At 38.1% G+C, this 19,248-nt stretch carries 21 protein-coding genes; 17 read left to right on the top strand and 4 right to left on the bottom strand.

Translation table 11 applies throughout. The features are described from left to right. Nucleotides 1–12: 12 nt before the first annotated feature. The 3 genes from larC2 to RCG22_RS10280 all read left to right on the top strand — a co-directional run bounded on the left by larC2 (nucleotide 13) and on the right by RCG22_RS10280 (nucleotide 3,795). Entirely contained in the window at nucleotides 13–486 is a 474-nt protein-coding gene (gene larC2, locus RCG22_RS10290; RefSeq protein ID WP_308106746.1) for a nickel pincer cofactor biosynthesis protein LarC2, read from the top strand. A gap of 65 nt (nucleotides 487–551) precedes the next feature. Then, entirely contained in the window at nucleotides 552–2,564 is a 2,013-nt protein-coding gene (gene tkt / locus RCG22_RS10285; RefSeq protein ID WP_308106745.1) for a transketolase, read from the top strand. 178 nt (nucleotides 2,565–2,742) lie between these two features. Further along, nucleotides 2,743–3,795, top strand: coding sequence for a GGDEF domain-containing protein (locus RCG22_RS10280; RefSeq protein ID WP_098260761.1), 1,053 nt, complete (start codon nucleotides 2,743–2,745; stop codon nucleotides 3,793–3,795). Nucleotides 3,796–3,831: 36 nt separating this feature from the next. Here RCG22_RS10280 and RCG22_RS10275 read toward each other — a convergent pair whose 3' ends face one another. The 3 genes from RCG22_RS10275 to RCG22_RS10265 all read right to left on the bottom strand — a co-directional run bounded on the left by RCG22_RS10275 (nucleotide 3,832) and on the right by RCG22_RS10265 (nucleotide 6,677). Further along, nucleotides 3,832–4,110 (bottom strand): hypothetical protein, encoded by a 279-nt coding sequence (locus RCG22_RS10275; RefSeq protein WP_308106744.1) that lies wholly within the window; start codon nucleotides 4,108–4,110, stop codon nucleotides 3,832–3,834. Between the two features lie 10 nt (nucleotides 4,111–4,120). Continuing rightward, nucleotides 4,121–5,401, bottom strand: coding sequence for an ArsB/NhaD family transporter (locus RCG22_RS10270; protein WP_098260763.1), 1,281 nt, complete (start codon nucleotides 5,399–5,401; stop codon nucleotides 4,121–4,123). A gap of 160 nt (nucleotides 5,402–5,561) precedes the next feature. Further along, nucleotides 5,562–6,677: a metallophosphoesterase gene (locus RCG22_RS10265; RefSeq protein WP_308106743.1), complete on the bottom strand. Its 1,116-nt coding sequence runs from the start codon at nucleotides 6,675–6,677 to the stop codon at nucleotides 5,562–5,564. Between the two features lie 217 nt (nucleotides 6,678–6,894). Here RCG22_RS10265 and RCG22_RS10260 point away from each other — a divergent pair, with 217 nt between their 5' ends. The 6 genes from RCG22_RS10260 to RCG22_RS10235 all read left to right on the top strand — a co-directional run bounded on the left by RCG22_RS10260 (nucleotide 6,895) and on the right by RCG22_RS10235 (nucleotide 10,687). Continuing rightward, nucleotides 6,895–7,572 (top strand): hypothetical protein, encoded by a 678-nt coding sequence (locus tag RCG22_RS10260; protein ID WP_308106742.1) that lies wholly within the window; start codon nucleotides 6,895–6,897, stop codon nucleotides 7,570–7,572. Then, entirely contained in the window at nucleotides 7,560–7,817 is a 258-nt protein-coding gene (locus RCG22_RS10255) for a 4Fe-4S dicluster domain-containing protein (RefSeq protein ID WP_308106741.1), read from the top strand. The genes RCG22_RS10260 and RCG22_RS10255 overlap by 13 nt, the downstream gene beginning before the upstream one ends. A 19-nt stretch (nucleotides 7,818–7,836) precedes the next feature. Continuing rightward, nucleotides 7,837–8,901: a 3-methyl-2-oxobutanoate dehydrogenase subunit VorB gene (locus RCG22_RS10250; RefSeq protein WP_308106740.1), complete on the top strand. Its 1,065-nt coding sequence runs from the start codon at nucleotides 7,837–7,839 to the stop codon at nucleotides 8,899–8,901. Continuing rightward, nucleotides 8,898–9,653: a thiamine pyrophosphate-dependent enzyme gene (locus RCG22_RS10245; protein ID WP_098260767.1), complete on the top strand. Its 756-nt coding sequence runs from the start codon at nucleotides 8,898–8,900 to the stop codon at nucleotides 9,651–9,653. Before RCG22_RS10250 ends, RCG22_RS10245 begins: the two co-directional genes overlap by 4 nt. Beyond that, nucleotides 9,653–10,201, top strand: a complete 549-nt coding sequence (locus RCG22_RS10240; protein WP_308106739.1) for a 2-oxoacid:ferredoxin oxidoreductase subunit gamma family protein — start codon at nucleotides 9,653–9,655, stop codon at nucleotides 10,199–10,201. The genes RCG22_RS10245 and RCG22_RS10240 overlap by 1 nt, the downstream gene beginning before the upstream one ends. Nucleotides 10,202–10,345: 144 nt before the next feature. Then, on the top strand, nucleotides 10,346–10,687 hold the full coding sequence (locus RCG22_RS10235) for a cupin domain-containing protein (protein ID WP_308106738.1): 342 nt from the start codon (nucleotides 10,346–10,348) through the stop codon (nucleotides 10,685–10,687). A gap of 387 nt (nucleotides 10,688–11,074) precedes the next feature. On the opposite strand, the gene RCG22_RS10230 is transcribed toward RCG22_RS10235, so the two are convergent. Further along, complete coding sequence (locus tag RCG22_RS10230; RefSeq protein WP_308106737.1) at nucleotides 11,075–13,249, bottom strand: MMPL family transporter; 2,175 nt, start codon at nucleotides 13,247–13,249, stop codon at nucleotides 11,075–11,077. A gap of 283 nt (nucleotides 13,250–13,532) precedes the next feature. On the opposite strand from RCG22_RS10230, the gene deoR reads away from it, so the two are divergent. From deoR to RCG22_RS10190, 8 genes are all read left to right on the top strand, one after another. After that, entirely contained in the window at nucleotides 13,533–14,474 is a 942-nt protein-coding gene (gene deoR, locus RCG22_RS10225; RefSeq protein ID WP_308106736.1) for a DNA-binding transcriptional repressor DeoR, read from the top strand. Between the two features lie 135 nt (nucleotides 14,475–14,609). After that, complete coding sequence (gene deoC, locus RCG22_RS10220; RefSeq protein WP_308106735.1) at nucleotides 14,610–15,284, top strand: deoxyribose-phosphate aldolase; 675 nt, start codon at nucleotides 14,610–14,612, stop codon at nucleotides 15,282–15,284. A 24-nt stretch (nucleotides 15,285–15,308) separates the two neighbouring features. After that, on the top strand, nucleotides 15,309–15,479 hold the full coding sequence (locus tag RCG22_RS10215) for a XapX domain-containing protein (RefSeq protein WP_098260772.1): 171 nt from the start codon (nucleotides 15,309–15,311) through the stop codon (nucleotides 15,477–15,479). 25 nt (nucleotides 15,480–15,504) lie between these two features. Next, nucleotides 15,505–15,903 carry a cytidine deaminase gene (locus tag RCG22_RS10210; protein WP_308107126.1) on the top strand — a complete coding sequence of 133 codons (399 nt, stop codon included), beginning with the start codon at nucleotides 15,505–15,507 and terminating at the stop codon, nucleotides 15,901–15,903. Between the two features lie 116 nt (nucleotides 15,904–16,019). Further along, nucleotides 16,020–16,532 carry a DUF3189 family protein gene (locus tag RCG22_RS10205; protein ID WP_308106734.1) on the top strand — a complete coding sequence of 171 codons (513 nt, stop codon included), beginning with the start codon at nucleotides 16,020–16,022 and terminating at the stop codon, nucleotides 16,530–16,532. Nucleotides 16,533–16,545: 13 nt separating this feature from the next. Beyond that, on the top strand, nucleotides 16,546–17,349 hold the full coding sequence (proC, locus tag RCG22_RS10200) for a pyrroline-5-carboxylate reductase (protein ID WP_308106733.1): 804 nt from the start codon (nucleotides 16,546–16,548) through the stop codon (nucleotides 17,347–17,349). A gap of 378 nt (nucleotides 17,350–17,727) precedes the next feature. Then, entirely contained in the window at nucleotides 17,728–18,207 is a 480-nt protein-coding gene (locus RCG22_RS10195) for a response regulator (protein ID WP_308106732.1), read from the top strand. A gap of 1 nt (nucleotide 18,208) precedes the next feature. Beyond that, on the top strand, nucleotides 18,209–19,246 hold the full coding sequence (locus tag RCG22_RS10190; protein ID WP_308106731.1) for a HEAT repeat domain-containing protein: 1,038 nt from the start codon (nucleotides 18,209–18,211) through the stop codon (nucleotides 19,244–19,246). The last annotated feature ends 2 nt before the right edge of the window (nucleotides 19,247–19,248 follow it).

Below are 19,248 nucleotides of genomic sequence, written 5' to 3'. Positions count from 1 at the left end.
GGAGAGTGTCTCTTGGTATCACATCCCGCCAATCATGAACATATCGATGATCAAATGGTCAAAATGGAAGTTAACCTTGATGATATTCCCGGAGAATGGCTTGGCTATGTAATGGATCTCCTTTTTGATGCTGGGGCAAATGATGTTTTCTATACACCAATCTATATGAAAAAAAATAGACCAGGTGTATTACTTCAATTACTTTGCTCCCAGAAGCAGGTAACTAATATAAAGGAAATCCTTTTTAAAGAAACCACTACACTAGGGGTACGTTATTATCCTTTAACAGTACACCGGTTAGAAAGAAAGTTTAGGTTGGTTACAACCGAGTGTGGTCCTGTGACAGTTAAAGAAGGAATGTATAATGGACACGTTGTGCAAAGGGCTCCAGAGTTTGAGGAATGCAAAAGCATTGCACAAATACATAACATTCCATTGAAAAAAGTTTACGAAATGGTTTGGAAGGCTTTGGGCAGTGAAAACTAAGCCTTTCATACCATAAGATAATAAGATTTGCCTATTAAATTGATAGATTGGGAGTGTCATAGCCTATGAAAACACTAGTTAATGAAACAAAACTTGATCAATTAGCCATTAATACGATTCGGACATTATCGATAGATGGCATCGAAAAGGCAAACTCAGGTCATCCTGGGATGCCTATGGGGTCAGCACCAATGGCTTACACGCTTTGGGCAAAAGAAATGAATCATAACCCAGTGAATCCTAACTGGTTTAACAGGGACCGGTTTGTTTTATCTGCAGGTCATGGTTCCATGCTTTTATATAGTTTATTACATTTATTTGGTTACGACGTAACCATTGATGATTTGAAAAACTTCCGTCAATGGGGCAGCAGAACTCCTGGGCACCCTGAATTTGGTCATACTCCGGGTGTTGAAGCAACGACAGGGCCCCTAGGACAAGGTGTTGCTATGGCTGTGGGGATGGCAATGGCGGAAAGGCATCTTGCAGCTACATACAATCAAGAAGGATATCCAATTGTTAACCATTATACCTATAGTATTTGTGGAGACGGCGACTTAATGGAAGGAGTATCTGCTGAAGCAGCATCTCTTGCAGGTCATCTTAAACTTGGAAGACTCATCGTCATGTATGATTCAAATGATATTTCATTGGACGGGGATTTACATTTATCCTTCTCTGAAAGTGTTGAGGATCGATTTAATGCTTATGGATGGCAAGTGATTCGTGTTGAAGATGGAAATGATACAGATTCAATTCAAAAGGCATTGCAAGAAGCAAAAGCAGAGTTGAATCGCCCAACATTAATTGAGGTTAAAACAGTGATTGGCTTTGGTTCTCCAAATAAAGCCGGTAAATCCGCTTCTCATGGATCTCCACTTGGAAAAGAAGAAATTAAGTTAACAAAAGCTGTCTATAATTGGGATAATGAAGAGCCATTTTTCATTCCAGAAGAAGTGAAAGATCACTTTGATCAATTTACACAAGATGGACAACTGAAAGAAAATGCTTGGAATGAATTATTTGAAAGCTATAAGAAGGATTATCCTGAGCTCGCAAAGCAATTTGAATCAGCTAGTATTGGTGAACTTCCAAAAGATTGGGAAGAGGCATTGCCTACTTTCACTGAAGGTGAAAAGATAGCAACTCGTGCATCATCAGGGAAAACACTAAATGCCGTAGCCAATGTTGTCCCACAATTTATCGGGGGGTCTGCGGATTTAGCAGTTTCGAACAAAACACTGATTACATCTGAAAAAAATTACTATATTGATAGCTATGCAGGCCGCAATATTTGGTTTGGAGTTCGTGAATTCGCGATGGGAGCTGCACTAAATGGGATGGCACTTCATGGTGGAGTTAAAGTATTTGGTTCTACTTTCTTTGTATTCTCGGACTATTTACGCCCAGCAATTCGGTTAGCAGCCTTAATGAAACTTCCAGTTACTTACGTATTTACACATGATAGCATCGCTGTAGGTGAAGACGGACCTACTCATGAGCCAGTCGAACAGCTAGCAGCATTACGTGCTATGCCCGGACTTTCAATTATCCGTCCTGCAGAAGCGAAAGAAACAGTTGCTGCTTGGAGATTGGCCATTGAAAGTACAGATACTCCAACTGCTCTTGTATTAACACGTCAAGACCTGCCAACGTTAGCACTTCCTCAACAAACGGTTTATGAAGGTGTGAAAAAAGGTGCATATGTTGTTTCAGAAGCGAAAGGCAAGGTGAGCGGTTTATTGCTCGCAACTGGCTCCGAAGTTTCATTGGCGATGGCTGCTCAACAAGTGCTGGAAAACGAAGGAATCTATGTATCTGTTGTGAGTATGCCTAGCTGGGACCGATTTGAGAAGCAGACAGTTGAATATAAGGAATCGATTCTGCCGAAACATATGAAAGCACGGCTTGCGATTGAAATGGGTTCATCGATTGGTTGGAGAGAATATGTTGGGGACCATGGCAGTGTCATAGCCATCAATCAATTTGGTGCATCTGCACCTGAAAGCATATTACTTGAAAAATATGGATTCTCCGTTGAGAATGTTGTGAAACGCTTTAAAGAACTAACTTATTAATAATAAAAAATTGCTGCCAGGTAATTCTGGCAGCAATTTTTATTTTATCCATAGCCTATTCTTACGAATTTCATTAAATTGTTAGAAATCAACAATAACAGCTGCAAAAATAGATATAAAATATAATTAAGATTTTATATCTATTTTTGTAGATTGTTTATCAAAGGCGGGATACTTAGTGAAAAACCATTCCCAATTATATGAAGAAATAAAAAGATTACAATTAAGGATAGAAGAACTTGAAAATAGAGAACAGGAGCTATTAAAAGAACTCCGTCTTAATTCTTCCTTACATTCAATGGTTCTCGATGCATTGCCGATTAATGTCTTTTTAGAAGACCCTGAAGGTCGGACGATGTTTGCGAATAAACAGGCATGTGAGTTAAATGGTATGAATTTAGATGAGTTATTGGGTAAGACTGTTTTTGACCTTTTCCCCGAGGCTATTGCTAAAGTAAACCGAAAAATAGACCTTGAGGTATGGCGGAAACGAAGTCTTATTACGTCTGAAGGAATCGCAGGTTTCCAAGGGAAGGAATATTATATGTTCACCGGTAAAACGATTATTCAAGTACCGGAATCAACTGAAGAATTTTTATTGGGATTTGGTATGGATATTAGTGAATTAAAAAAGGCAGAAAAAAGGATTGCGCATATGGCCTATCATGATGCCTTGACCGGTCTTCCTAATCGCTGGTTTATCAAATCCTATCTTGAAACCTACGAAGTAAATCATGAAATGGAAAACTCAGGTGTAGGGTTGTTTCTCCTTGATTTAGATCATTTTAAAGTAATCAATGATAGTTTAGGCCATCAAGCAGGAGATGTATTATTGCAATCGGTTGCCCAAAGATTAAAAGAGGCACTTGGCAAAGATACTGTCCTTGCAAGATTTGGCGGGGATGAATTTATCATCTTAGTTCCTAATTTAATCAGTGATGTGGACGCTAGTGAAATGTGCAGGCAAATATTGCAGGTAATGGGAGAGCCATTTACTGTTTTCGGGCAAGAATTTAACATTTCCCCGAGTATAGGAATAAGTTTATACCCTCATCATGGGACAGATATTAATACGCTAATTAAAAATGCTGACCTTGCTATGTACCAGTCGAAGGAAAAGGGAAGAAACTGTTATTCTCTATATATACCTGAAATGAAGGCTCATGCCAATGCTCAAATGGATATGTTAATGAAGAAACCTCCTGATGGAAATGTTTGCGTTCTAGTATAGTAAATGGCTGCCATATAGAATAATGGCAGCCATTTCTTAAATCCATTTAATCTCTTCAACTATTTGCTGTCTAAACAACTGGATTATAAATTCATTATAAAAGTCTTTTCTTACGATTATTTGAAATCTATTGTTGGGGTGAATATAGAAATGGATATCCGTTAAAATATTATTTTCATCAAAATATTCGCGGATTTTTTCTACTTTTCTTTTCCAATTTTTATTATCAAAAGTCAGGATAAATTCATAATCCTCGCCGTTCGCTGTTTCCTTTATGCCGAGAAGCTGTTCATTATATCGATACGCTACTTTCATCATACTCCCCCTATATTAGATATCTTAAATAAATATAAACTGTACAGATTATGATCGATAAAATCATTAATGGGAAGGCAATCAATAAGAATTTACCAAAAGTAATTGGATGGCCTTCCTTCGCTGCCAGCCCGGCAACAATTACATTGGCGCTTGCGCCAATTAATGTACCGTTTCCACCAAGACATGCCCCTAATGAAAGGCTCCACCAAAGTGGTTCCAAATTATTTATTCCTAGTTCTCCCATATCTTTAATCATCGGAATCATCGTTGCGACAAAAGGGATATTATCTATAAAGGCAGATGCGATTGCGCTTACCCAGAGAATTAATATCGATGTTGAAGTCAGATTACCCCCGGTAAGGTGGACTGAGTAATCTGCTAATAACGAAATCACTCCAGTTTCAATCAAACCGGATACCAATACAAACAGTCCGATAAAAAAGAAAATGGTTGTCCATTCTACCTTTGAAAATGCTTTGTCTAAATATTTTTCTCCTGTTAAAAGAAGAAGCAAAAAGGCACCCGCTAATGCAACAGTTGCGGATTCTATGTGAAGTAACTGATGTAGGAAGAATCCCAAAATAGTTAGCAGCAGGGCAATTAATGATTTGATTAATAAGCTTTTATCTGTTATTTCTTCTTTTTCATCTAGGTCCATTAAATTGGCCTTTAGTTCTTCTGATGTTCGAAGCTGTTTTCGATAGATGAACGCTAGTATTCCAATATTAATAAATAAGATAAAGAATGTAATTGCTGTAAGATTATTAATAAATGCCATAAAAGTGAGTTCTTTTACAGCGCTGCCAAGCATAATATTCGGCGGGTCCCCAATCAGTGTGGAGGTTCCTCCAACATTTGATGCGATAATTTCAGTAATTAAAAAAGGAATTGGATTGACTCGAAGTTGCCTTGTGATACTGAATGTTACCGGAACCATCAAGAGTACCGTTGTCACATTATCTAAAAACGCTGAACCCAATGCAGTAATGGTACCAAGCGCAAGCAAAATTTTTAAAGGATCCCCTTTAACTTTTTTAGCCGCCCATATTGCTATGTATTTAAACAGTCCAGTCTCGGATGTTATAGCTACGATAATCATCATACCGGTTAGCAATCCGAGTGTATTAAAGTCAATATGGTGAAGCGCCTTTTCCTGACTGATAATTCCAAGTAATACCATCATGATTCCGCCCGTCATGGCGATGATTGTGCGATGGATTTTTTCTGTGACGATAAAGGCATATGTAATTAAAAATACACCAATTGCGATTAGTGCTTGAGTTGACATATATCGACCCCTTCTCCCTTGTATTATTTATAAAGTGCGTAGATGAAAAAATAACAAAAAGGAGCCTGTTTGTCAGACTCCCCCCTAATAAAGCACCCTATATATATTATACATTATTTTATTAGACTATACTTCGGATGTAAAGAACATCTTTTACTTATTAGAGCCCCAATTTTTTGATAAAGTCAACGGTTTCCTGATGCTCAGGTTTAACTAACTTATATAGGCCTTTATCCTTCCTTACAAGGGATTTCCCTGACTCATCTGCAATTGGCCTTGTAAATGAGATTCCTTTTATTATTTTCCACCTGTTACTGCTTTTTTGGATTGTGAGATCAATAATTCCTAGACGACTTCCGAAAGCGCCGGCCATAACTACAGGTTTTCCATTTATTTTCCCTAAGTTTAGGTTAGTATTAGGAATGCTTTTATAAACAGATCCTGGGAAGACATTGTGTGAATGCCCTGCCAGTACGACATCAATTTCGGGGATTTTTGTTAAATAATAGACTGTATTTTCTGAGTCTGCACTATATGGCTCAGAGCTGATCCCTGTATGGGCCAGGGCGACGATAATATCCGCTCCTTTAGACTTCATAATCGGGATCATTTCTTTGGCTGTATCAACTATAGGTTTAGCAATAACCTTGCCTTCAAGATTAGCCTTATCCCATTTCATAATTTGGGTAGGCATAAAAGCTATGACCCCTACATTTAGTTCAAATTTTTCACCAGTCTGGTCGACTACAGTTCTTTTTAAAATAACGTACGGGGTGAAGTAGTGTTTATTTTTTTTTACGGAGTAGACATTGGCATTGATGACTGGCATCTTTGCACCCTTAATAGCTGCATTGAGGAAATCAAGTCCATAATTAAATTCGTGATTGCCAATGGCAATAGCGTCATAATTCAAAAAATTAAAGGCGCGATAAACCGGATGGATTTTTCCCTTATGAATACCGCGAATTCTTGCCAAATACTCTCCAAGCGGATTTCCTTTTAGGTGGTCACCATCATCAAACAATAAAGAATTTTGGGCTTCATTCCTTGCAGCCCGGATAAGTGTTGCTGTTTTAACAAGGCCAATTCGATTGTCTGCCTTTGTTTGATAATAATCATAATTCACTAGGGATGCATGCAAATCGGTTGTTTCTAAGATACGTAAATCAACCACACCTGGTTGTTTAGGAGTGTTCTCGGCTTTAGATGAAAAGGAAGTCTGGGATAGACTCAAAAGAGATAGGATGAAATAGAATAACAAAGTCTTTTTATACAAAATAGAATACCTCCTTCAGAATCGTGCTTCAAAGGTATATTTAGTATTCGTTTTCCTACTAGAATTATGATTCTTTTTGACAATCAAGTGACATGTGACTTTGGTCAAAGCGGATAGTGGGATATTTATCATATAATGTAAGGAGAATTATTTTTGGCATTTTTCCCAAAGTGTTTAATTGGAAACGCTTACATGTCATAAGGGAGTGAAACTCTAAGTGAATCTAATTAGAAAGATAACCATTTTATCGGGTCATTTTGGAAGCGGGAAAACGGAGATTGCTATTAATTTAGCTTTATCTGAAAGGCAAAAACATGAAAAAGTTGCGATTAATGATCTAGATATTATTAACCCATATTATCGAACGCGGGATGTGGCAAGTATTTTCCAACAGCAAGATATTGAATTAATTTCCCCAAAAAGTCATCTCGCAACATCTGACCTCCCTATTGTATCTGGTGAGATTTATCGAGTTTTACATGACCATAGGTATAGATTAATAGTTGATGCCGGGGGGGATAAAGATGGTGCTACAGCTTTAGGGCAATATTATCATGAATGGAAGGATTTTAGCCCAGAGCTCCTTTTTGTCCTTAATAAGAACCGCCCTTACGTTAGTACCATAGAGGGGGCATTGTATACGATTGAACAGATTGAAAAAGCCTCCCGATTAAACATTACAGGAATTATAAATAATTCAAATATTGGCATGGAAACAACCATGCAAGATGTTCAAACAGGCTTTGAGTTATGTTGCCAAGCGGCAGAAATACTTGAAATCCCATTTTTATATACAACTATTTCAAACCATTTGAAAAAGGAAGCAGAAGAATTTGCGAATCATCATGATGTAATCTTTATCGAAAGATTTATGAAATTACCTTGGGAAGGGTAAAGGAGGGGATTGTCTTGGAAAAAAAGGTCATTTTTAACGAAGACATTTGCAAGTCTTGTGGTCTTTGTGTTCAGGTCTGTCCAACAAACGTTATATTTCTGGCAGATTATTTAAATGGAAAAGGCTATCGACCGGCTGCAGTTGTTGATCAAGAGCATTGTATCAGTTGTGCGAAATGTGCCCAAATATGTCCGGATACTGTTATTGCTGTGTATAGGCCAGTAAAGATATTGCAAACTGTGTGATTAGGAGGGGGCGTTATCGATGGGGAAAGTGTTAATGAAAGGTAATGAAGTAATTGCTGAGGCAGCGGTTCATGTGGGATGTAAATATTTCTTTGGCTATCCAATCACCCCACAAAGTGAGCTTGTCGCCTATATGGCAAGGAGACTTCCAGAGGTTGGAGGGATATTCCTCCAAGCTGAAAGTGAAATTGCTGCGATAAATATGGTGTACGGTGCAGCAAGTACAGGTGTGAGAGTAATGACTTCCTCTTCAAGTCCGGGCTTTAGTTTAAAGCAGGAGGGGATTTCTTATTTGGTGGGTGCCGAGCTTCCAGCTGTTATTTGTAATATCGTCCGTGGAGGTCCGGGATTAGGTAATATTCAGCCTGCACAATCCGATTATTTCCAAGTAACAAAAGGCGGAGGACATGGAGATTACAATATTCCTGTTCTTGCACCGGCGAGTTTACAGGAAATAGTTGAATTAACAGAGGATGCTTTCGATATCGCAGACCGCTACCGGACACCGGTGATTTTAATGGGTGATGGTATGCTGGGACAAATGATGGAACCAGTTGAATTCAAGGAACGGAGCGAACAAGAAAAGACTGAAAAGGCATGGGCAACAACCGGGACACGCGGTGATGGCGGTCCGAGGATTATTACCTCACTGGAACTAGATGCAGAGGGGTTAGAAAAGCGGAACTGGAGTCTACAGCGAAAATTTGCCTTAATCAAAGAAAATGAAGTTCGATATGAGTCCTATCAAACTGAGGATGCAGATTATATTATGGTAGCGTTCGGAACGGTTGCTAGAATCACGATGAATGCCATAAATAAAGCCAGAAAAAATGGTATAAAGGTTGGGTTAATTCGGCCCATTTCACTTTGGCCGTTTCCGGAGAAGCCATTTATTGAAACAAGGGATCAGGTTAAAGCGTATATTTCCGTTGAAATGAGCGCAGGGCAAATGATTGAGGACGTAAGGCTTGCGGTAAATGGTCACGCCCCGGTCGACTTTTACGGCAGGACTGGCGGAGTAGTACCAACACAAGAAGAAATATATGAAAAGATTATCACCACTGCAGGAGGGGTATCAGTATGACAATGAAGACTGTGTTTAAAAAAACAAGCGGTTTGACTGATAAACCTACACATTATTGTCCCGGCTGTACTCATGGTGTCATTCACCGTCTGGTGGCTGAGGTTTTAGAGGAAATGGATATTTTGGAAGATACAATAGGAATAGCATCGGTCGGATGTTCCGTGTTATCGTATGAGTATTTTAATTGTGATATGACCCAAGCAGCTCACGGCCGGGCCCCGGCCGTAGCGACAGGAGTAAAGCGGGTTTTGCCTAATCGGTTTGTGTTTACTTACCAAGGTGATGGAGATCTTGCTTCGATTGGGATAAGTGAAGTGATCCATGCTGCAGCCCGTGGGGAAAATATAACGGTTATCTTCGTTAACAATGCTATTTATGGCATGACAGGCGGGCAAATGGCTCCGACAACGCTGATTGGTCAAAAAACGGCCACTACCCCGTTCGGGAGAGATGTCAGCCTCCAAGGTTCACCAATTAAGGTATGTGAAATGATTGCCACACTCGATGGTGCCGCCTATATCGAGCGGGTTTCGTCACATGATGTTCCTCATATCCAAAAGGCAAAAAAGGCGATACGAAAAGCGTTTGAAACACAGAAAAAAGGATTAGGTTTTTCAATGGTAGAGATATTATCGACATGTCCAACCAATTGGGGACTAGACCCTGCGGAATCCCTAGAATGGGTGAAGGATTGTATGGTTCCGGTTTATCCTCTGGGTATATACAAAAATAAAGAAGGAGGGAAAAACTGATGCTCGAGGAAATTATCATTGCCGGCTTTGGCGGACAGGGTGTTATGTCGATGGGACAGCTTCTTGCTTATGCAGGGATGCTAGAAGGAAAAGGAGTTTCGTGGCTCCCTTCTTATGGACCGGAGCAACGGGGTGGGACAGCTAATTGTGCGGTTGTAATAAACGATGAACCAGTCGGTTCTCCGCTCATTACGATGCCATCGACTGCCATCGTTTTAAATAATCCTTCATTTGATAAGTTTGAGCCTAAGGTTCGTCCCGGTGGACTTTTAATTATTGATTCATCGTTAGTTGTTAGAATTTCAGACCGAAAGGACCTAAAGATAATTGAATTAAACGCAACCGATATGGCAAACGACCTTGGAAACGCGCGTGTAGCCAATATGATTTTATTAGGGGCGTTTTTGGAACAAACGAAGATTGTTACAGAGGATTCTGTAATAGAGTCATTAAAAAAGGTCCTTTCTGAAGATAAGCATCATTTACTAGATATAAATAAACAGGCCCTAAAAAAGGGGGCATCACTTGTCAACGTCACTATATCCTAAAAGGAATGTCAGCTGTATCAAAGCTAGCTTTTTATGATAAAAAAATAAGTTTGTGACATAATATGTAAAGTGATAAGGTTCACTTAATTGAAAATCATTTTCAATTATGATGGATATATAATGATCTCCAAGGAGGAATAGTAAATGGAAAAGAATTCAGTTAAAGCATATATGGAATATAGTGAAGAGAAATTTACAAAACGGATTATTTACAAAAAAGGAGAAACAACCGCTTTTGTTTTGAACTTTTTACCAGGGCAGCAACTGCCAATACATAAGCATCCGGGTACAGAGGTTTATCTTTATGTCGTGACAGGAAACGGTACGATTGTTATAGATGGAAAAGAATCAGAAGTATCAGAGGCAGATTTGATTCACGTGAGCAGTGAAGAAGAAATGTCTTTTAATAATAGCGGTAAAGAACCTGTAAGTTTGTATGTCGTATTAAGCAAAATTCCAAACGAACAATATGCAAAGAATATATAACCAATGAACCTTAGAGTCGCCCGATGAAGGACAAAACTTGGTTGAAAAGCAGAAGAAATGTCCTTCATAGAGCCAATGAAGGACAAAATTTAGTTGAAAAGCAGAAGAAATGTCCTTCATAAAGCGGATGAAGGACAAAATTTAGTTGAAAAGCAGAAGAAATGTCCTTCATAGAGCCGATGAAGGACAAAACTTGGTTGAAAAGCAGAAGAAATGTCCTTCATAGAGCCGATGAAGGACAAAATTTAGTTGAAAAGCAGAAGAAATGTCCTTCATAAAGTGGATGAAGGACAAAATTTAGTTGAAAAGCAGAAGAAATGTCCTTCATAAAGCGGATGAAGGACAAAACTTAGTTGAAAAGCAGAAGAAATGTCCACCAGCCTGATATCAGGCTGGTTTTCTACTTGTACTAGGTTGTTTTTTACTTTCCTTGCCAAAAAACCACCAGTTCCAATCCCCTAGTAATTTCATTAGGGCGGGGACCAAGACCATTCTGACAACGGTGGCATCAATGAAGATGGCGATCGCAATCCCTACCCCCAGTTGTTTGACAGGCATAACTCCGGTAAATGCAAATGCACCGGTAACGACAATCATAATGGCAGCAGCTGAGGTGATAATTTTACTGGTATAGGTCAAACCGGAAATGGTCGCCTCACTATTATCACCTGTTTTTAAATAGAATTCCTGAATTCTCGAAATGAGAAATACTTCGTAATCCATTGATAGACCAAAAACAAGTGTAAAGACAAACACAGGTAAAATGAGAGCAATATCAACTGGTGCCATTCCTAAATGCCCTTTCTGGAAAATCCATACCACTATTCCAAAGGTGCAGCCAAGACTTAACATATTCATAAGGATAGCTTTCAATGGAATAAGAATGGAGCGGAAAGCTGCCATTAATATCACGAACGTAGAAATGACAATTAATAATAAACCATAAGGAGCTTTTTGGAATATTTCCGAAAAAATTTCTTGCTCAAACTTAATCGGTCCGCCAAATGAAGCTTTTAGGCCTAAATCTTTATTGGACCAAGCGCTTACCCACTGTCGTGCCTTTGAGGAATGTTCACCAGTATTTAAATACACCTCTAAAAGCATTTTATTATCTCTAATGTAGTAGTTAGAAATTGGGGAACTCTTGGCATTTTTTCCATAGGTGAGAAATTGATTAAGCTGTTTCACATCTTGTATTCCAGTCGCTGAAAATGGTGAATCTACTGAATTTACATGCACATCTGCATCAAGATCGTTAATCACCTTTTTGACTTTTTTTAGATTGTTTATTTCAGAAACGCTACCTTTTGTTTCAAGGACCATCGTCACTTTTTTCTCATCACGTTTTTCTTTTGCCACGAAATGATCCTTAAATGTTTCTAAGGCATCTCGTGAAGGGTAATTTGGCGGCAGAGATTCAGTTCCGGGAATGGCTAAAATCATTTCTTTAAGGGGCACCAATCCAGACAAAAGTATCACAAGGGCGGTAATTGTCATGAGAATAGGCCGTCTCATCACAAATTTTGCAAATCGATGCCAGATACTTGTTTGCTCGTCTCGAACGGGCAGTAAACTTAATTTGTTGATTTTGGTTCCCAATACCGCGAGCAGTGCAGGGAGAAAGGTTAATGCACAAAAAGCAGAGAGTAACACTACGGTCATTCCGCCTAGTGCTACATTTTGAAATATATCGATTTTAATAAACCAAAGGGCAGATAAGCCAATAAAAACACATAGACCTGAAAAGATGATGGATCGTCCCGCCGTTGAAACGGTTATTTCAATAGCAGATTGTATGGATTTTGTTTTTAGTTCTTCTTTGTATCGATTGATAAACAACAAGGCAAAGTCAATACTAAGGGCCAACCCTATCATTGGGACTATATTTAATATAAAGATGGTTAAATCTGTACCATAACTAAAAAAGTAAACGGTTCCCATTGTACATAATATAGAAACAACCCCAATCACAATTGGAAGGGATGCTGAAACGAGACCTCCGAACGCAAGGATCAGAACGATTAAGGCAATTGGCAGACCAATCATTTCTGCTTTCGCTAAATCTTCCTGGCTTGCGGTATTTAGGTCCTGAACAATAATTGGTTCACCGGTCATAGTGACCTTTAAGCCTTTTTTATTTCCAAGCAGCGCATTTAATTGATTAATTTCTTTTCCCAGGCTTTCTGCATTCTTGTTAAAAGTAATCAGCCCGTAGGCATAATTATCATCTACCATCCCTTCCTGTTCAAAAGGGGAAATAACCTGTTTTCCAACATGCTTTGTGGTAATTTTATCAAATGTGTCTAAAATGAACCTTTTAAAGATATCATCACTGACGGTTTTATGTTTTTCAAACACAAGGATGATCGAGGATTTCGGATGCCCGAATTCTTGTTCAAGGATATTTCGTGTTTGATTGTATTCTCCTTTATACTCAAAACCATTTCCGCTTAGAACGTTAGGTAATTTTAGAGCAAAAAATCCTAATAGCAAAATAATGATAATCCAAAATGCCAGGACCCATTTTCGTTTTTGATAAATATATCCACCTAATTTTAGCAAGGTATCGCCTCCTCAGAAAGGAATCTTCTTCCTTATTTCAGTATACAGAAGAACTGTTGAACAGCGGATGACTTTTTGTTGTCTTTTTCGTAAGTCATCTAATCAGATGGATGTCTAATAAATCTTCCCCATTTTAGAGGATGAAAATTCACCAGATGAGGATAGCCTTATTCTTAAAAGAATGAAATAAAATTCAAATTAATTTTTACAAATGTAAAACAAAATGAAATCAATCATCTTTTTTGTTACAATAAAGAAAATATTAAAAAACTAGGTGATAACAGTGGACCGTGAAAAATTAACAAAAGTCATCGAAGCAGCTAAGCTATATTATCTATTGGATTATAATCAAAATGAAATTGCCAAGAAGCTCGGTGTTTCCCGCCCTACTGTATCCCGTTTATTACAGCAGGCGAAAAGTGATGGGATTGTTCAAATTAGTATCATGGATCCGACAGAAGATGTAGAGAATCTGGCAACGGAACTTGAACAAAAGTTTAACCTTAAAAAGGCGATTGTCGCTTCAATTCCCCAATATGAAGATCATTTCATTAAGAATTATCTTGGTGAAAAGGCAGCCATTTATCTTGATGAAATTGTTACGGATGATGACATAATAGGAGTGACATGGGGAACTACTTTATACCATGTGGCAGTTGAACTCAAGCAGAAGTTGGTAAAAGGTGTGAAGGTTGTTCAACTAAAGGGCGGCGTGAGCCACTCGGAAACAAATACGTATGCATCTGAAATTTTATATCTTTTTGGTAAAGCATTTCATACAACGCCTCACAATCTTCCCCTCCCGGCAATTGTTGATCACGTTGTTGTAAAACAGGCAATGGAGGCGGATCGCCATATTCGCAAGATCCTTGAGTTAGGTAGTCAGTCTAATATAGCGCTATTTACGATTGGTCCGATCAAGACCGACTCGTTATTATTTCAGCTCGGCTATTTTACAGACAGTGATTTGGAGTCCTTGTCCGGTAAGGCAGTCGGTGATATTTGCTCACGTTTTTTTAATGAATCAGGAGAAATTTGCAACGAGAGCTTAAATGAAAGAACGCTTGGCGTAGATCTAAATGATTTAAAGAAAAAGGACCATTCGATTCTTGTTGCTGGTGGACCGAATAAAATTGAGGGAATTTACGGCGCATTAAAAGGCGGGTACGCCAATGTGCTAGTGACGGATCAGTTTACGGCGCAATTCTTGCTTGATAAGCATTAAGTTAAATAAATTTTTTTACATTTGTTCATAAATGTATTTACAAATGTTCAATTAGTTTGGTATAGTTACCTTGTGATAAATAACATTAAAATCTTTAAATAAATAAATAAACAGGAAACAGGGAGGACGAACTTTATGTCTCAAAATATTGTCAGAATGATTGATCATACATTATTAAAAGCAGATGCAACAAAAGAAGAAATTATAAAATTAGTGGAAGAAGCGAAAGAGCTTTTATTTGCATCTGTTTGTGTTAACCCTACTTGGGTAAATACAGCAGCTAAAATGCTTGCAGATACTCCAGAAGTAAAAGTATGTACCGTAATTGGTTTTCCACTGGGGGCAACTACACCAGAAACCAAAGCATTTGAAACAATGAATGCAATTGAAAACGGTGCAAATGAAATAGATATGGTAATTAATGTCGCTGCGCTTAAAGATATGCAGGATGATTTGGTGGAAAGAGATATTGCAGCTGTTGTTGAAGCTGCAAAAGGAAAAGCATTGGTAAAGGTAATTATTGAAACTTGCCTATTAACAAAAGAAGAAAAAATAAGAGCTTGTGAAATTTCTGTAAAAGCTGGGGCAGACTATGTAAAAACATCTACAGGTTTTTCGACAGGCGGTGCAACAGTTGAAGATATACGCTTAATGCGTCAAACAGTCGGACCTGAAATTGGCGTAAAAGCTTCAGGTGGCGTCCGCAGTCGTGAAGATGCACTTGCCATGGTAGAAGCTGGAGCAACTCGAATTGGTGCAAGTTCTGGTGTTTCAATCAGTAAGGGTGAGCTGTCTTTAAGCAATTACTAAAAATATTTTTGTGAGGTTAATTATATGAGAGATGTAATATTGGCATTAATTGCCGGATTAATAGTTGGCTTGTTGTTTAAATTTTTAAAGCTTCCAATACCTGCTCCCCCAGTATTATCAGGAGTAATGGGAATTTTCGGGGTGTATTTTGGCGGAATCCTATTCGAATGGATTACAAAATTAGTTCAGCATTAAATTTCCTTGGCGGAGCGTGAAGATGATGGAAAAAAACAGCTTAATTGTTGAAGCGAATAAAGCGCGAGAGTTTGCCTACGTGCCTTATTCAAATTTTAAAGTTGGTGCAGCTCTTTTGGCAAAAGATGGTCAGGTGTTTCATGGCTGTAACATCGAAAATGCGGCATACAGCATGACTAACTGTGCGGAACGAACCGCATTGTTTAAAGCGTACTCGGAGGGTGTTACACAATTTGATTCACTCGTTGTAGTGGCGGATACTGAGGGACCAGTTTCTCCATGTGGAGCCTGTCGTCAGGTGATTTCAGAACTTTGTGATTCGGAAATGGAAGTTGTGTTGACAAATTTAAAGGGTGATATTTTAAAACTCAAAGTGAAAGACCTACTTCCTGGAGCTTTTTCACCTAAAGATTTAAATAAGTAAGTTCTAGAGAAGTTTATCCTTTTGCGATAAACTTCTTTTTTTACATGGTCTATACCTAGAATTGGCAGTTGCTTTATTGAGCATATTATACATAGTAAAAAAAAAGGATGATTGCTATGATTTATATCTATAATGATTATGGTGGAACGCATACAACGTCTTTAGCAGCTGCTTATCATTTAAAACAATTACCACAATCTGAACGGAAACTTACAAAAGAAGAAATATTAAATGTGAATTATTTCAATAAATTAACGAAGGAAGACTTTGGAAAACTCATTTTCCATGGGAATGATGAGGAGGGTCATCCTGTATACACAATTGGACGGAAAAGGAATAAATATGTGGTCCCAGCATTAAAAGAAATGAGTTTATTGCTGCAAGAAAAATTTAAATTTGAGGAAAAAATTGTCTTTTCCAATACTTCGCCAACGGTGCCTTTTGCCATGTCAATGGGTGGACTTTTCTCAAGGGGTTTAAAAATCGATTTCATTGGGGTGCCATTATTAGTTATTGGTGCTAAACAATGTTGTGATAATATATATAGGTTGGTTAAGAATACAAAAGAAATTGGGAGAACAAATTACAAAGAAAATATTATCGTCCTTGAGAATGAAATGTATAAGTAAGTGGGGAGAAAATATGAATAAGAAAATAGGTTTTATTGGAGCTGGAAAAATGGCTCAGGCCATGATTGAGGGAATTATAAAATCACAACTAATTCCTAAAGAAAACGTTATGGCTAGCGCTAATTCAGAAAAAACAATCGAGATCATTGAAAAAACATACGGGATTTTCACAACATTAAATAATCGAGATATTGCTGGATATGCAGACATACTAATACTTGCAGTGAAACCTGAACTCTATGTAAATGTAATAAAAGAAATAAAAAATGAGATTAAACCATCTGCGATTATTATAACGATTGCAGCTGGAATTTCATTAATGGATATCGAACAAACATTTGGATTCCAAGTAAAGGCCGTGCGAACCATGCCTAATACTCCTTCACTAGTAGGGGAAGGAATGAGTGCAATCTGTGCTAATACTTATCTTGATGAATCTGAAATTAGTGAGGTGGAGCGCTTGTTCCACACCTTTAGTAAGACCGAGCGGCTAGATGAAAAACTAATGGATGCTGTACCTGCAATCAGTGGCTCTTCTCCGGCGTATGTTTATATGCTCATTGAAGCAATGGCAGATGGAGGGGTTAGGCAGGGAATACCAAGGGAACAGGCTTATCGGCTTGCTGCTCAAGCTGTACTAGGAGCGGCTAAAATGGTCCTTGAGACTGGAAAACATCCTGGCGAATTAAAAGATAATGTGTGTACTCCTGGAGGTGCAACGATTGAAGCCGTTGTTACCCTTGAGGAAAAGAAATTTCGGGGATCCATTACAGCTGCAATGGAGAGCTGTACGAATAAGGTTAAAAACTTAATATAATAAGCATGGGGTCCAGTTCAATGGATCCTTTTTTGTTGTATAGGAAATAATAAAATATTAATTGTGGATAAATTGATTTAGTCTCTTTGAATCCAGCTCCAGCGCCCAACGGCTAGTGTCCTTCGCTCTCCGCCCTACGATAAGTCAACATCGAATCGCTAACGCTCTTCGTGTTTCCTTTATCTCAGTTGGAGTGCTCCAGGCCATACGCCGCTGAACGGGCGCTTGCGCCTTTTGTTCTTTCATCCAATTCCGAAATATTCGACAAATATTAATATTATTCGACTTTTTTTGTATGTTGTGCGTGACAGATGGATTTATTAATAATAAACTTTATATACATTCAATCTGTGCAAAAAATAGGGAATAGTAACAGAAATGAATCAAATACAGAGAAAGTCTGTTTATCTTTTTGAATCAGAGAGAAGGTCGTTTATGGACTTAAACAATCGAAGTACTAAAATGCCCTTGAACGTTTCAGTCATTGATGACGATAAAATTATTCGAACAATACTAGAAAGAATAATTAAGGCGATGGCTTTTGAAGATTATGAACTAAATCTGGAAGTATTTGAAGATGGTCTACAATTCTTTGAAACAAGGCGCTTAGAGGCAGAGGGAGAACACCTATTAATAATTGATGGTGTTATGCCTATCATGGATGGAATGGAAGTCCTCCAGAAGGTTAAAAAGGTAGGAGTATGGGGAAATATTCATGTCCTTATGCTGACTGGGAGGAAAAATAAATTGGATATTGAAAGAGCATTAAAGCATGGTGCAGATGATTATATGACCAAACCTTTTAGTATTAAAGAACTTCAAGCAAGGATAGAAAGGTTAATTAAAAGGACGAAATAGAATGCTGAAAAATGAGTTATATTTCCTAACAATTCTAACCGTTACCGTTTTAGGAATATTAGTGATTTTACTAATATACTTAACGATAAGGAAAGCAATAGAGATAGAAAATAGGAAGGCGATAAAACAATATATTGAAAAATACCAATCGATCCTTTTTACAATGCTTATGGAGGGAGGGTATTCAAGGGGGCTGGACCCTAAATCCGTCCTAGAACAGAGAGCGATCGAAGAACTTCTAAGTAAGTATAGCAAAGTTTTGGAGGGGGTAGATGAAAAGAAACGTTTATCAGAATTAGCTTCCATGTATTTGGCTGATTATTATCGAAAGCAACTAAAAAGTAAGCGGTGGAGCCAACGGATGAATACCCTCTATCATATTGAGGATTTCCAATTGAATCTCCTGATCGATGATATCTACACGCTAACAAAGAAAAAAAATCTTTCCCACACAGAACTTATTCATTCTTTAAGAATCCTTGCTTTATTCCAATTTGGACCATTATTTGATTTGTTAACAACCTACTATCAGCCTTTCTCTGAATTTGAGTATCGTATCATAATAATCCGCCTCGACGAACATCAATTTGAGCAGTTTATTCTTCATTTTCATAAAAGTAGTCCTCCCTTACAAAAAGCAATTCTTGATGTAATTTCGATAAAAAGAGGCCTAAAGTATCTATCCTTCCTTGAAAATGTTTTTTCTTCCTATAAAGGGGAAATTAGGCTTAGAGCCTTAAAGGCATTATCTGAAATTGGTTATGTAAAAAATATAGAACCTTACCTAGAACTTCTTTATTCCGCCAAGTGGGAAGAGAGAATGGTTGCCGCTAAATTAGTTGGTTCAATAAAAGAAGTCAAAGCGATTTCGAGGCTGATTGAACTTTTGCATGACCAAACATGGTGGGTTCGGTCGCAGGCTGGTCAGGCAATCTGTCAATTTCCAAATGGGTACGATATTTTGCGGGAAGTATTAGAAACTTCCAAAGATGCATTTGCGAAAGATATGGCCTGGGAATGGCTTCACAAAGGGGGATAGAC

It is taken from the genome of Neobacillus nitrireducens (assembly GCF_030915405.1).
Taxonomy (GTDB): domain Bacteria; phylum Bacillota; class Bacilli; order Bacillales; family Cytobacillaceae; genus Neobacillus.
The sequence above is the reverse complement of the archived record's forward strand: the minus strand, read 5'-3'. Positions and strand labels throughout refer to the sequence as shown.